The sequence below is a fragment of the Paenibacillus sp. J22R56 genome (assembly GCF_056269375.1).
Genome location: NZ_JBWDNV010000004.1, coordinates 279,799 through 294,961, shown reverse-complemented (window position 1 = coordinate 294,961; position 15,163 = coordinate 279,799). Strand labels below are relative to the sequence as shown.

13 protein-coding genes are annotated in these 15,163 nt (G+C 38.7%); 1 reads left to right on the top strand and 12 read right to left on the bottom strand.

Features of this window, described 5'->3' with window-relative positions; translation table 11 throughout:
* Nucleotides 1-19 precede the first annotated feature (19 nt).
* Nucleotides 20-1,465, bottom strand: coding sequence for a nicotinate phosphoribosyltransferase (locus tag AC0YNT_RS12050; protein ID WP_475804777.1), 1,446 nt, complete (start codon nt 1,463-1,465; stop codon nt 20-22).
* 101 nt (nt 1,466-1,566) lie between these two features.
* Entirely contained in the window at nt 1,567-2,106 is a 540-nt protein-coding gene (locus AC0YNT_RS12045) for a VanZ family protein (protein WP_475804776.1), read from the bottom strand.
* A 232-nt stretch (nt 2,107-2,338) separates the two neighbouring features.
* Here AC0YNT_RS12045 and AC0YNT_RS12040 point away from each other — a divergent pair, with 232 nt between their 5' ends.
* Nucleotides 2,339-2,470: a hypothetical protein gene (locus AC0YNT_RS12040; RefSeq protein ID WP_475804775.1), complete on the top strand. Its 132-nt coding sequence runs from the start codon at nt 2,339-2,341 to the stop codon at nt 2,468-2,470.
* 77 nt (nt 2,471-2,547) lie between these two features.
* On the opposite strand, the gene AC0YNT_RS12035 is transcribed toward AC0YNT_RS12040, so the two are convergent.
* The 10 genes from AC0YNT_RS12035 to AC0YNT_RS11990 form a co-directional block, all read right to left on the bottom strand.
* Nucleotides 2,548-3,486 (bottom strand): copper amine oxidase N-terminal domain-containing protein, encoded by a 939-nt coding sequence (locus AC0YNT_RS12035; protein ID WP_475804774.1) that lies wholly within the window; start codon nt 3,484-3,486, stop codon nt 2,548-2,550.
* 20 nt (nt 3,487-3,506) lie between these two features.
* Nucleotides 3,507-4,511, bottom strand: a complete 1,005-nt coding sequence (locus AC0YNT_RS12030) for a hypothetical protein (protein ID WP_475804773.1) — start codon at nt 4,509-4,511, stop codon at nt 3,507-3,509.
* 28 nt (nt 4,512-4,539) lie between these two features.
* Entirely contained in the window at nt 4,540-5,877 is a 1,338-nt protein-coding gene (locus AC0YNT_RS12025; protein ID WP_475804772.1) for a UDP-glucose dehydrogenase family protein, read from the bottom strand.
* Nucleotides 5,878-5,879: 2 nt separating this feature from the next.
* Entirely contained in the window at nt 5,880-6,662 is a 783-nt protein-coding gene (locus AC0YNT_RS12020) for a hypothetical protein (RefSeq protein ID WP_475804771.1), read from the bottom strand.
* A gap of 305 nt (nt 6,663-6,967) precedes the next feature.
* Nucleotides 6,968-8,344 (bottom strand): sugar phosphate nucleotidyltransferase, encoded by a 1,377-nt coding sequence (locus tag AC0YNT_RS12015; protein WP_475804770.1) that lies wholly within the window; start codon nt 8,342-8,344, stop codon nt 6,968-6,970.
* A 34-nt stretch (nt 8,345-8,378) separates the two neighbouring features.
* Complete coding sequence (locus tag AC0YNT_RS12010) at nt 8,379-9,953, bottom strand: lipopolysaccharide biosynthesis protein (protein ID WP_475804769.1); 1,575 nt, start codon at nt 9,951-9,953, stop codon at nt 8,379-8,381.
* An 81-nt stretch (nt 9,954-10,034) separates the two neighbouring features.
* Nucleotides 10,035-11,174, bottom strand: a complete 1,140-nt coding sequence (locus AC0YNT_RS12005; protein ID WP_475804768.1) for a glycosyltransferase family 4 protein — start codon at nt 11,172-11,174, stop codon at nt 10,035-10,037.
* 25 nt (nt 11,175-11,199) lie between these two features.
* The gene (locus AC0YNT_RS12000) at nt 11,200-12,711 is read right to left on the bottom strand and encodes a hypothetical protein (RefSeq protein WP_475804767.1); all 1,512 of its coding nucleotides are present in this window, start codon (nt 12,709-12,711) and stop codon (nt 11,200-11,202) included.
* Nucleotides 12,712-12,728: 17 nt separating this feature from the next.
* Nucleotides 12,729-14,027, bottom strand: a complete 1,299-nt coding sequence (locus AC0YNT_RS11995) for a glycosyltransferase (RefSeq protein ID WP_475804766.1) — start codon at nt 14,025-14,027, stop codon at nt 12,729-12,731.
* Entirely contained in the window at nt 14,012-15,157 is a 1,146-nt protein-coding gene (locus tag AC0YNT_RS11990; RefSeq protein WP_475804765.1) for a glycosyltransferase, read from the bottom strand. Before AC0YNT_RS11990 ends, AC0YNT_RS11995 begins: the two co-directional genes overlap by 16 nt.
* Between the last annotated feature and the right edge of the window lie 6 nt (nt 15,158-15,163).

The window sequence follows — 15,163 nt, the reverse complement described above, 5'->3', positions numbered from 1 at the left end:
ATCCCTTAGATCGTTATTGCTACTGCTGATGCGACTTAATAAGCTCCATCTTAACCTGCCAAGCCTGCTCGCTGAGATGGACCGGATAGAGATCTGGGTTCAGCTTACGCAAAATTTCCGGTCGGAACAAACTAAGCTGCTGCTCATGATAGCTGCGAATTTGCTCCAGCGGAGGCAGCTCATACACAATCTCACCTTGTACCACAATGGGTTTCAAGAGCGTCACTGCTTCATAATCGTTCACGTAGCGATGGATATACGGATGAACCGGGTCAAATAGCTTGATCCGCCCGCCCTGCTGCATATCTGTTTCATTGGAAAGAGCGATGTAGTCCGCTTCCGCAAGACCTGTACTGCGGTTCATAATCCGGTACACATCCTTCTTGCCGGGAGCGGATACTTTCTCGGGATTAGCTGAGATTTTGATAACCGGTATGTATTCCCCGTTCCGCTCACGGGCGGTCAGCTTGTACACTCCGCCAAGCGATGGCTGATCCGCCGCTGTAATGAGCTGCGTGCCAACACCCCAAGTATCAATCTTGGCCCCTTGTGCTTTCAGGTTGAAGATCAGCGTCTCATCCAGATCATTCGAAGCAACGATCTTCGCATCCTGCAGCCCCGCTGCATCAAGCAGCTTACGCGCTTCCTTGGAAAGGTACGCAAGGTCACCGCTGTCGAGCCGAATACCAGCCAGCCGTTTGCCTACGCTCTCGAGCCAGCGTGCGGTCTTAATCGCATTTGGCACCCCGCTTCTCAGCGTATCGTAGGTATCAACGAGCAGCGTTACCCCATCAGGCAGCGCCTGGGCATAGGCAAGGAAAGCTTCCTCCTCTGACTCATGCCCCTGCACCCACGAGTGGGCATGTGTACCTTTCGTCGGTATGCCAAACATCATTCCAGCATGCATATTCGAAGTTGCATGGAAGCCCGCAATATAAGCTGCCCGTGCGCCCCATACTGCCGCATCCGCCTCCTGCGCCCGCCGCGTCCCGAACTCCAGCAAGATATCACCTGCTGCTACCTGCTTAATCCGGGATGCTTTGGTCGCAATCAGCGTCTGGTAGTTCATGAAGTTAAGCAGCGCTGTCTCAATAAGCTGCGTCTCGAAGATCGTTCCCTCTACCCGTATAATCGGCTCATTCGGGAAGACAAGCGAGCCTTCCTCCACCGCATGGATCGTACCCTTAAATTCAAACCGGCGCAGCAGCTCGAGGAAAGCCGGATCATAATTCTCCTCCTGCTTCGCTAGATACGAGAGCTCCTCTTCCCCAAACTGGAGATGACGGATGAAATCCACAATTCTCTCCAGCCCGGCAAAGACCGCATACCCATTGCCGAAGGGCAGCTTGCGGAAGAACGCCTCGAATACTGCACCCTCGCCATCCGTACCACTCTTCCAATGCGCATACATCATATTTATTTGATATTTATCAGTATGAAGCGTTAAGTTATTCGCACTATTCACTGCTTGTGTACACACTCCCCAAGTAAAATCTCTATTCACAGCATATCCATTTCCAGCAAAAACAACAGCCTCCCGCTTCAATCAGCGAAAGGCTGCTGCCTTTAAAACTTTCTGACAAACCGGTATTCCGACCGGCGCCGTCTGCGATCCAGGAAATAGCTAATTGTGATACAAACGATAAGGCCAATACACGCACCTGTCGAATCTACGATCACATCCGTTGGATTCCCGGTCCGTCCGACCGAGCTGAGCTGATTCCGTTCATCCATCGCTGCGGTTCCTGCCGTGAGAATAAGCGACATGATGACCGGCAGCACCATCTGTCTGCGGCCCATTAACGCACGAATCAGCATATAGAGAGCAGCAGCCAGCACAGCGTACATAAACACATGAGCTCCTTTGCGGAAAAAGAACTCTACGAATCCGTAAGGATCTTCTTTAGCTACGACAGTATCTCCCCGATATGTTATTGAAGTGTTAGGAAGGGACTCTGCTAACTGCTCTTTCGCTACCCACTTATTCAAGGTTGGCTTGATACTTTGTTGATTATACGATTCTGACGACAATGTAAATATAAAAAATATCCAACATATTACGACAAAAAACCATATAATAGTATTTTTTTTATCTTTTTTCAACATTAATCTTCAACACTCCTTCGACACTATCCGATCCACCCTTATTCTTTCTCTGGTCTGTTATTGTAGCAGATCTATGAAGGAAATGGAAATCTATAGAGAAATCATGGAAATTCAATACTTTGGTATTATTAAAATGATCTAATAGTCCTATAAACTCTTGTTTTTATCATCCATTCTTTGTTATTATTAATATAAGAAAAAACATTAGAAAAATGTTAGAGGAGGTTAGAGAATGGCTGGTTATTTAATGTTCTCCGAGGTTTGGACACCATTCAAGATGGTAGGCATCCGATTATTTAAAGACGAGAACGGCGCCTATTGGTACAAATACAGAAACAACAAGCGCTCACGGCTATTCAGATAACTCATCATGGACTTATACAGTCATATACATAGCAAAAAAACTCCCCCGACGGCATAAGCCATCGGGGGAGTTCTTTGTTACAACGAACTAGCTAGATCGTTAATTTGCGCAAGATAGCCTTCAAATGTCTTTCTATATTCCGCGATGATATCCGTGCTATAACCATTCTTCGTTAGCTCAGCCGTCGTATCCGCGATAACCTTCTCGAAATCTGCTTTGCATTTGGAGATCACTTGATTTCCTTGAACCTTCAGATTAGCTTTTGTAGTATCATCGGTTGCCGTAAGATATTGCGCGTACAATGGCGACAGAGAGTTAAAGCAGCTTGTTTGAAGTGCATCAAGCTTCGCTTGTGCAGCGCTTGTGATCGCTTCGTAAGTGGGTTTTGTTTCTCCAGACGGATCCGTGCCGCCTGTACCGCCACCGGTATTGCCGCCAGTTGTACCGCCACCAGCTTGTGCCGCTTTGTATGCCGCAGATTCACCAGTGATGCTGTTTGTCTTCTGATCCCACTTAATATCTGTACCTACCGCTTCAGACATGAAGCGCAAAGGAACATAGATGCTATTATTATACGAATAGAGAGACTGACCTGTAGGAAGAGCTTTTGACTGTCCATCGAACACAAGTGTTGCTTGAACCGGTTTGATTGTTAAGCTCTTACCAGTCTCCGGCTGCTTACCGCCAGCTGCCGCACCTGCAAGCAGCTTAACAAGAGATTCCTTCTCAGCAGCTGTTGGCTCAGATACGGTTACTTTAGATGTCTTCTGATCCCATTTTACGGATTTCTGCAGCGCGTAAGAGATGAAACGAATTGGAATATAAGTGCGGTTCTGATAAATGAAAGCATATTGCCCATCTGGTAGTAAGAGTGACTGTCCGTCAAACTTCAGGCTAACAGCTTGTGTCTTGATATTGACTGAGGTACTTGCAGTTGCAGCACCTGCCGTAAGTGGCAGGACGGTACATAATGCTACAATTAAGAGCATTAATGTGTAATGGCGTAGATTTTTCATCAAATGGATTCTCCTCTTATTTATGATTTAATAGCTTTAGCAATGGCACTAATTGCGGATGCCCGTACACTTTGCTTACTAGCTTCGTACTTGGCACTCCAATCTGGCATCGCAGAGCTATCAATACCTGCGTCAGCATAACTAGAGGCCGCTTGGCTCATGATGCCCTGGAACTGCGCATCACAAGACCCTTCGGCCTCCACGACTTTCCCTAGAAACTTACTCTGTAGATCGGCTAAGGATACACCTTCTGCACTTCCGACAATTTGATTTAGGATGGAATTGCTTTTGGCCTTGCAGGTGCCGGATAACGAGTTGAGCTTAGACTGAGTTGTTGAGTCGATGGATTGCTTTAATTGCTTCTGATCAGAGGCTAGCTCTACTGTTGGCTTCTTTTCTGGCTCAGTTGGCTTCTCTTCTTGCTTAGTATCGGAGTCAGTTGATTTTGTTGAACCACTGGATTGCTGGTTCATCTTTTTCCAAGCTTCACCGTTCTCCTTCAACTTCTGAGGATCTCTCTCCCCTACCCATTCAATTGGATAATCAGGGTTTAATATGTTAAGTCCAATACCATACTGCTTGGTAATTGATCTCAATAATTGTATTTCCTCATCAGAGAGTTTAGACAATAATAACTCCCGCATTTTTGTCTTCTCTTCAACAGATAGATCATATGTCGCATTCCCCTGAAGGTAAGAGATCTGCTTTAAGCTAAGTCCGGAATTAAGAAGAATGGCGGCAACATCAAGGGCATCTGCGCTATCGATCTTATCTCCACCAATTAACTGACTAGCTTTCTCAACAGGCTTCTCAATGATAGAAGGTAACTTAGACTCTGACTTCTCCCCAGTAGCTAAAGTATCATTGCTATGACGCGATGCAATATCCTCAATATCAATGTTCTTGATATAGTAATAGGCTATTCCTGTGAAGATCAAAGCCACAACAACAAAAAATGAAGCGGTACCCATTACCCACTTCATCCACGGTTTTAGCTTCTTCTTTTTTGTTTTTTTCTGAGACATATCCTTAATGACCTGCCTATTCATAATTTTAGAAGGATAAGATCGGATTCGTTTCTTTCACACCATTGTTCATCTTCGGACGACCAATCGAGTAGTAAGCGAACGGTGTTGCCTCCAGCTCTTCTTCCCTGTAAATATTTCTACCATCAATCAGATTAGGTGTCTTCAGCCATTTCTGAATATCGGTCAGTGGAATATCAATAAACTCTTTCCACTCTGTAAGAATACAAAGTGCATCTGCACCTTCAGCCGCATCCTGTGCTGATTCGCAATATTCCACTTCGGGACGGTTAAAGATTTTTTCAAAATTATTAGAAGCAATTGGGTCATAAGCTTTCACTTGTGCTCCCCGCTCCAATAAAGCTTCAATAATCTCAAAGGCTGGTGCATCACGAACATCGTCTGTTTCTGGCTTGAATGCCAATCCCCAGATACCAATCGTCCGTCCAGCAACGTCCCCTAATAACTCATCAAGCTTACGGATCACATTAAATCGTTGATCACGATTAACTTCCACGACAGACTTCAGCAGCTTGAAGTCATAATCCATCTGCCCAGCAATTTGGATTAGAGCTTGTGTATCTTTCGGGAAGCAAGATCCACCGTATCCAATGCCCGCCTTCAAGAAAGAAGAGCCAATCCGCCGATCCATCCCCATACCCTTCGCAACTTCCTCTACATCCGCCCCTACCTTCTCACAGATATTCGCGATCTCATTAATGAAGGAAATCTTAGTTGCAAGGAAAGCATTTGAAGCATATTTAATCATTTCCGAGCTGCGAACGTCTGTAATTGTGATTTGATCGGTTAGTGGTCTGTGCAGCTCAGTAAGCAGCTCCGCCGCTCGATCACTTACCGTCCCAATAATAATTCGGTCAGGGTTAAGTGTATCCCGTACTGCTGTTCCTTCACGCAAGAATTCTGGAACGGAGGCAAAATCAAATGATGCTGCAGCATGATTTCTAATAATGTCGGCGACTTTCTCATTGGTCCCTACTGGCACCGTACTCTTCACAACTACCACTTTATAATCATCAATCGCTCGCCCGATCTCTTCTGCAGCCTGTTCGATGTAAGCCAGGTTTGCCTTTCCATCTGGCAAGGACGGCGTTCCAACCGCTATAATAATAATCTCTGAGTTGCTAACCGCTGCAGCCAAATCTGTCGTAAAGGACAAACGGCCTGCGGCAGTATTACTAGCAATAAGCTCCTTAAGACCCGGTTCGTGAATTGGGACTTCGCCACTATTCAATAATTCAATCTTTGATGCGGCATTATCTACGCAGATGACCTCATTGCCAAGCTCTGAGAAACATACCCCCGAGACTAAGCCAACATAACCAGTACCAATAACAGCTAGCTTCATCCTCATCCACTCCTTACAATTTGATTGAGATAAGCAACAATCTGAGTGATTTCATTTCTTAGCTGCTTATCTGCAAATGAGTACTCTCTATTTATAAGGTCTTGCATATTACCCTCTATTAAATGCTCCCACTCTGCCATTTGGTAGGGGTGAATAGACTGAAGAGCACGAATCGTATTCTCATCTTCCCTCATCGAACTTCGATGCAGCAGGATCAGCGGTTTCTGAAGTACAACGGCTTCACCAACCGTACTCCATCCAGGCTTACTTATAACAAAATCTGATGCAGCTACATAATTCTGTGACTCTGTATAAGAAGCCGGAATAGATATGACGTTCTCATGAGTGACCTTCATATTGCTCGATACAATAAAGAGATAATCATTGTTCTTCCAAAGCTTCATCTCGGCAAGGTCCTGTACATTTATACTCATTCCAATGCCGAAATAGACGATTCTCTTCCTGTTACCAGGGTTAATCGTCTGTTGGATTCTAATAACTTCTCGCTGATCTATTTCTCTGCTGAAGAAACCCGCTTGCAATGAACCTCTTCTACCCCATTCAGGTTCATCTGCTCCTTCCAAGCAAATGAAGTAATCCATCATAGAGTATGCTTTATATAGAGGTAATAAAGCATACCGTTCAATCATTTCTTGATAAGCGGTATACCATGTGAAATTAGACAGCCCAACTGATGTCACTTCAGCCTTATTGGCTGCAACAAATGCAATTGGAGATATATCCGAGATAACGAGATCCACTTCGTTTGTCCTTAGAAAATCCACCTCCCGAGCAACCTCTGGAGATAGGACCTTCATATACTCGTTGTACTTTGTTCTAAAAGCCGGCAAATCTGGTTCAATTGTTCCGACCTTTAGGACATAGCCAACATCTGAAATACAACTTCGATAAACAATAGACCCTAGATGTTCATGTAATGAAGCTCGAAAGAAAGACAACACATTGTCAGAGGAACAAATGATAATTCGATAACTACTGCTCGCTTGACGAAGTAAGGTACGAATAACTGCGATGCTGCGAGTGGCATGACCATACCCATAATCAGAAATATAGTAGGCGATTGTCTGCATTAACTCATCGATATATTAAGGCAATGTTCGGTCATCTCTGACCATGTCGAATACAATTCCATTACCTTATCTTCTTCCGAGTAACCACTATGAACAACAATCATCTCCATATCCGTAATGGCCTTCAGACCATGGAGCGTCTTAATTGGAATATGCAGCACGTTACCAGCCTTCACTTTCATTGGAACTCCGTTCTGAACGAATTCCCCTTCACCTTTCACAATAGTCCATACCTCTTCTCGATACAGATGCATGAGATAATTAAGATTTTTGCCCTCTTTAATAGCAATCCGTTTCGTAATAACCGTTCGGCCATCCTCATAACGCTCATCATCCAGGATCCGCGCCCAGCCCCATTCTCTCTCTTCGAACATCGGTCCTTGATCATAATTAATGAAATCTTTAATCCGCGGGCTAGAACTCTTATCCGTGACTAGAATGCCATCGGGACTCACAGCAACAACTACATTGGATACCCCAAGAATGGTAACCGGAATTTCGAGCTCATTAACCAGATGAGTATTGATACAGTCCTCACTAATCGTCCCTCGCCCGATCTGACTCTGCCCCATCTCTTCCGTTAACGTGTTCCATGTACCAAGGTCCTTCCAATAACCATCATAAGGCACCACTACGATGTTTTTGGTCTTCTCAACGACCTCATAATCGAAGCTTATCTTAGGCAGCTCATGATATTGCTCTACAAGTTGCTCGTATTGCAATGGATATCCCTTATCTTTCAGGATATTAATGAGATATCCAAGTTTGAAGGAGAACACACCGCAGTTCCATAAAGCTTGTTGTTCAATTAGTCCGACAGCCGCTTCTTCTGAGGGCTTTTCTTGAAAATGACTAACTTTAAGTACACCGTTAGTCACAAATTGTTCCTGCTCAGGAATGATGTAACCGTACTTTGCAGAAGGATATGTCGGCTTCACTCCAATAAGTGCTAAATCCGCTTGTGTTGTCTGGATAGTATCCTCTAACTGTTTAACGGCATAAAAAAAGTGGCCCTCCACATAAGGGTCCACTGGTAAGATTGCTATGACTTCATTCAAATCCACATTGGCTACAGAGTATAAATATGCAGCTGTTAAGGCTATGGCTGGGAACGTATCTCTTCTTTCCGGCTCAATAATAAGCGGGACAGAAGGTCCGATCTGGTTATGCATCATCTCGATCTGAGCTTTTCCTGTTGCGATATAGCTAGAATCCGCTAATCCACAATCACTGATTTGCCCCCACACTCTTTGTACCATAGAGACATGTTGTTGATCATCGTTCTCCAAAACTTTCAAAAATTGTTTAGACCGCGCATCGTTGGAGAGTGGCCAAAGGCGTTTGCCTGATCCACCGGAAAGAAGCACTAGCTTCATCTTAATATCACCTCTTACTTATAGCTATTTTGGATTAAATACTCATTTGTTCTTTTTTATTCAATTTCTTAAACTTCAATATAATCTTCCCTACTATTGAAATAATATATTTATACTCATCCGTCTTTCTATACATAATCCAAAGAATTGCATTAGGAACTAATGCTGAAATAACAACTTTAATTATAAAGTCCATTAATTCGTTTATACTAATAAATGAATCAACTGAAAATATTAAAAGAACACTAATTAATAATACTCCTGAATATTTTCCATACATAACAAAATAATTATACAAGGGTTTTTTTAAAGCATGTTTGTAAACAACGTATGGTTCCCACCAAAAATTAGTAAATAAACAACTTATTACAGTACCCATAACAATTCCTGATATCCCCAAATTTAGTGGACCAACAAAAATTAATGCTGCGACTAAATTAAGGATTGCTTCAATCAATGACTTCCACTTAATTTGCCAGAAGAGTCCATTAGTATCAATGAAAATATTACAAACTTGTCTCATACAATTAATAAAGAAAACAAACATAATAAGTAAAACAATTAAATTCGAAAAAACATATTCCTTGCCCCAAAGCAGCTTAATAAAAGGATTTGCCAAGGTTGCTAAACACGTAGTAAATACAATTGCAATATATGCATTTAAAAAAAAGAGCTTTTTATAAAAATAATATACCTCGTCTTCAGATTTGGTATTAACTAAGTTACCAACACTTGCCGTAATTGATGATAATAGTTGAGAATATACTGCTTTTAATGTTGTTGTTAGTAACAAGTAGTTTGAATAATAACCCGTTACAACCACACCAATATACTTAGAAATTAAGATATTATCTGTACCACTTACAACTACAGACCCCAATTTATGAAAAGACATGGCTAAAACATTTTTTGAGATTGACTTTAAACTATTTTTATCTAACCGTTCTTGCTTATTTTCTTTTAAATATGGAAATAAACGATCTGCTTTAATAGATATGAAAACATTGGACAAGAAAGTACATATGATCTGAATGATCAAAAAAAGCACGAAATTTTTAAATATAACTAAAACCAATATCTGAAGTACATTTCTGATTAATGTAAAAACCAGTTGATTAAGAGAGTCAATATAACCATTTTGACTTGCAATAATAATCGAACGTTTGTAACTAAAAAAATAACTCACTGTCGTATTAAGTAAATAAATAAGATAAATGATCCATAGTGGCGGTAAATCCGCTGGCAATTCAGATGTATCTTTTATTAAATAATTCAATTGTGTTATTAAAGAAAGTCCAACAACTAATATAATAATACCAATAGCTCTATATACTTTCTTGTAGAAATTAACTAGTGCACTAATGCCCTTATGATCATTTTCGGCAAGCGGCTTATATAAAGCATATATTATCGCTGTTCCAAATCCAAGTTCTGCAAAAGATAACACCATAAGAATATTGGTGAATAAACCATTAATCCCTAGATACGAGGCTCCTAGCAAGTTTATAAAAATAGTGCGTGTAACAAAGCTTAATACAATCATTATTGCCTGTGATACTAAGGCAACTGTTGAATTTCTAATAGAATATTCCGTTCGACTTTTCCCCATTATAAAGGTACTCCTCAAAAGTCTATAAATTGAATGAATATTAATACGTTTGAAGATTAATTATTATATAAAGAACCTTTATTAATTGATATTGTCACTTATTTCATTAATTATGTGACTAAATTTCTGTGCTGCAGATTCCCAGGTATACTTTTCAACATTTGCAATTCCTTTCTCAATTAAGGAATTACGTAGGGCCTCATCAGTTAGAACATTTTTCATTGCATCCACAATTTCCTGCACATTAAGGGGATCAACTAATATTGCAGCATTACCAGCAACCTCAGGAATAGAAGAGCAATTCGAAGCAATGACTGGAACTCTAGCTGCCATCGCTTCTATAACTGGAATACCGAACCCTTCATATAACGATAACAATACTTTTAGGGATGACATTTGATATACGGCAGCTTTATGCTCATCACTAATTGCATTAACAAAAACAATATGCTGATTTTGATTTTCAATGTATGCAAGTTTTCTTATCGACTCATTTGGATTGGTAATTACTAATTTATACTCAACTTTTATCTCTTCGGGTAATTGTGAATATGCCCTTATCAGCGTTTCCACATTTTTATGTTTTCTTGAAGATCCAAAATATAAAATATATTTCTCTGGCAGAGTATACTCTTCACGAACTAATTGCATTGTTTCTAGACTAATTGGATTACTAAATACACTTAATTCAACACCATTATGTATTATCCGAATTTTTTCAGGCGTAACACCAAGATAATCGATAATGTCTGTTTTAGAGTTTTCAGATACCGTTACAATAATATCAGCGCGATCGGCAACATCTTTAACTGACTCAATATAATTATCTACAACACCCTTGTTTTCCATCTCAGTTTTTAAAGGGATTAAATCGTGTATACATGCAATTATTTTTCCGTCAATTTTACATCTTGGTAATCTATAAGAAAAGAAAACATATACATTAGATTTTTTTCGAAATAACATGTTGTATTTAATAATTGGAAGTTTCTTTCTAATGTCAAAATAATTAAATATCCATTGAGCTCTAAATGGGGATACCTCGACAGGAAAATTAAATAGTTGATACTTATTGTTGTTTATAAAACTTTTAGGATCAAATAACCCACCTATCAACTGATGTTCATTTTTTAGGCTGAGCCTACGAGCAATCTCTCTCTCGAACACACCAATACCCGATAAATTGTTATTCATTTCCTGCAAATTCAAATGAACCTTCATAGTTTCCTCCCCTTTCATAGGACTCTTAACTGGGATATTTATCAGCTACATAATCCGATCTACTACTTATTACAAACTTGTTTAGCCAGAGGATGAACCAATAGAACAAAATAAATTTTGACCAACTATATATAATTGTTTGAAGGGCATAACAATGTATTAGAGCGAATAAGACAGCCATCCATAAATGCATATATTTGTAGAAATAATTAGTTCCCTTTTTCGACTGAACCTCAAATCGTGTTAAAATTTTAACTCCAAAATAATTTCCTATAAAGACCAGAATCCACCCAAATAACTTACCACCAACTATCAACATTCCTCCTGAGAATGACAACATTTGTCCTCTATCAATTGATCCTAATGAATTTTTCATTAAGTCAGAAGATGACTTCAGATCTTCAGTCGAATTCAATATCCCCCCTAATCCTGGGAGATCCAATACAACAAGTAGACCTTGAGTAATATCTTTAATAAGTGCGTATGTTGATTGTGTCACTGTTAAATCGAGTGATGCCTGGTATGATCTGGCCACCGTCCAAAATCCATTTATATATTCTTCAAAGATGTTTGATATATCTTGAATAGACACAGCTGAAGAGGAAAAATCACTCGCATTATCTACTCCAAATTGTTTCTTTACAAACATGGTTATAATTATTATTGCAGCAACAGGAACAGTAATAGTTAAAATTCTCTTCCGATACTCTGGAAAGGAGAAAATAATAATAGCTATTGTTGCAATAGCGCTCTCTACAATAAAAGATCTATTAGTACCAAAGTAAATAATAAAATTAAAAATACCCGTTACAATAGACATAGATAAGAACAAATAATATCTACCACTAAATCTAATACTATCCTTTGTTAAGCGAAGAAAGTTTACAAATATTAATGCCTTTACACAATTTATTAATGTTGCCTCCAAAAGTATGCTGGTATCCGAGGATGCTTGCTTTATTAAAAGAATATTCATAGCAGGATACCAAATAGGAAGTCTGTACAATAAAATACAAACACATAGAAATATTGCAATGATTCCACTTGCCCTTAGCTTCCCATGACCGCTTCTATTACTTGTGCGAGTATCAATCGAATTAAATCTATTAGTATATCTTGGATACCATTTCTTAATTGCAAGGCAGGTCATGAGCAACTCAATACAATAAATTAATATTGAAATCTTATATGAATTAGGTTCAGCGTTTGGCATTCGATTTGCAGATAATGCCCCTTCAGATAAAAGAATTAAATATGGCTGCACAAGATATCTGATTATCTCAATTATGTAAAATACTTTTAGCCCTACACCACCTTTATGGTGTTTAATAATGTCTCCAAATATTATTAGAGCAAGACCAAACGATAAAGGTATTATCCACATCATCTCCATACCTGCTCTAGCCGGAGGTTGGAATGCAATATAAACTGATTCGACGAATGAAATCATTACTAGAATTGATCTAAGAGTTAACCCTCTATATTTTTCTTGTTGGTCGATCGCTTGAAGCTTGTTTTTCAATTCATTATTAACCATAATGGATACCGTCCTCATTATGTCTTTATTGAGACTACATTCTTCTTCTCTGTTATTAAGTTATTAAATGCTTTATAATTAGTACCTGCATCACAAAATTCTTCCCAAATATACCGAGACTCTCTACACATTTCGGTATACCTTTGCTCACTCATCTCATAAATTTCTTTAAGCCTATCAGCCAGTTCCTGAACACTTAACTGTTCTGGTAACAAAAAACCATTGACCCCGGATTTTACAATTTCTTTTGTTCCTCCGACATCAGTAGCTATTATCACTTTCCCAAAAGACATTGCCTCCATTATAGACACCGGTACTCCCTCGCTACGACTAACGTTTACGAATACATTGAAATCATTCTCTTTATAGTAATTAATAACTTGTTCATTATTCATATTCCCCATTAGATTACACCTAATATTATTGTAATTAAGCATATTAATTTCGTTCTGTATTTTATTAAACTCCTCTCCATCCCCTATATGGACCCACTCTATTTCAAAATCAAGTTTTTTTAACGCCTCTAAAATTAATCCATTTCTCTTTACTGGTCTCATCCATGAACACGATAGAATTTTTAGACATTTATCTTTAGGTGATATCTTATGACCTTTATCTTCTGTACCTAACCGACTAATTCTCAGCTTAGTTTGATCAATATCGTAATTTTTTTTAATATAATCGATTCCATCTTGTGATATAGCATGAACCTCATCCAAACCTTTAAAAATATAATTTCTAAAAGGGATATATCCATCCGCTGCATATTCGTAAACATCAAATCTATGACACCTAGAAATAGAACTAATATTATACTTAGAGTTGATCTTTTTAGAAACTTTAACTGCAGCATACGCCTGAAGATGCAACCAGTATGAATATAGAGTCAAATTTGATTCAGGCTTGATCTTGTTCTTAATATATTTTTTTAATTGAGCAGCTAAATAATTGCCTTGTCCTGCGAAACCTATTAGTTTAATAAAATTTTTCACATTCAAACGATGGCTTTTTTTTAGCACAATTAATTCTTTATAAAAATTTAAATCAAAAAGCGCCAGTAGGCACCAAGTTAATTTATTGTACTTTGAGTAATCAGGAATAGAATCAATAATTTGAAAACCCGGAGTTTCCGCAATTGCTTTCTTATCCCTTTTCGCCCATATAGGGAAAATAAATTTTCTCATTCCCCTCTGATCGAGTTTTTCAAGATGATTCATCTCAGTAGCCAAGAACGTTTCCCCTTTATAATCAAAGGGGTAAAACATACTTATATATACAATTACATTTTGAGAATTAATATCTAACTTTTTTGCCATCTTGTTTCACCCATTAGATCAAAGTAATCAAACACTCTTTCAAGAGTTACAAACATGTCACATTTCTTCTGGGCTGCTTCCCTAATACCCTGAGGTAAAGATGTAATTCCCTGAAGACGATTATAAAAATTAATTATTGATTCCATCTGTATCGGAGTTTCATCAGGTGTTACTTCAAGAACAAACCTCTGATGATCTTCAACTTCAAATGCATCTACTGGATAAGATGAGACGATAGGGAGTCCCTTAGCCACATATTCTTTTGTTTTTAGTGTACTCTCTGTTTTCAACTTATCTCGATGAATTGCAATCGAATTAATTCCAATATCCGCACTATTATATAAACTATCTAATGCTGCACCTGATTGGAAACCATGAAATATAATCTTCTCTTCCAGCCCATACTCAGCAACTAAATTACGATACTGATTCAAGTGAGGGCCTTCTCCTACTATGTTAAAAATAATTTTATGTGTACCTTTATTTTTGTAATAGTTACTCATCCCTTTAATAATTCTATCCCAGCCTTGTACCGATCGTATTGCGGCTACTCCTATTAAAGTAATCGTATTATCAATCTGACTATCCTCTTTGCATTCAATGTTCTCGAATACTACTCCATTAATCGTTTTTATTGTTTCAATACCAAAAATAACTTCATCGTTTGAATAAGTTATTATTCTTTCAACATACTTCTTAAGCTGTGTTCTAAATAGAATATCCATCGCAGCTATTACTTTAGAAATGACGCCTTTACCTATTTCACCATGATAAGGAAAGGTAGGTATTTCGACTACAATTCTTGAACCACTTTCTTTAATACTCTTTAACAATTTAATAAAGTTTAATTCACTTCTCGGGTATCTAACATAGACATAATCAAAGTTCTCGGTTTTGATAAGTTCTCTTACCGCATTATAAAGACTAAATCTTCGATGCGTTGAATTATTAGAACTAATAGTCTTAACTCCTGTAGAATCACTTTTTCTGAGTCCATCTGTACCATAAGACATCAAAGTGCATTCATACTTTTTCGCAAATATAGAGACTTGATTTAGAACTTTTTTAGCTACTCCGTCAAATTTATTATCATCTATCAAAACAGGGGCAACATAAAGAAACTTTTTCATTAATTA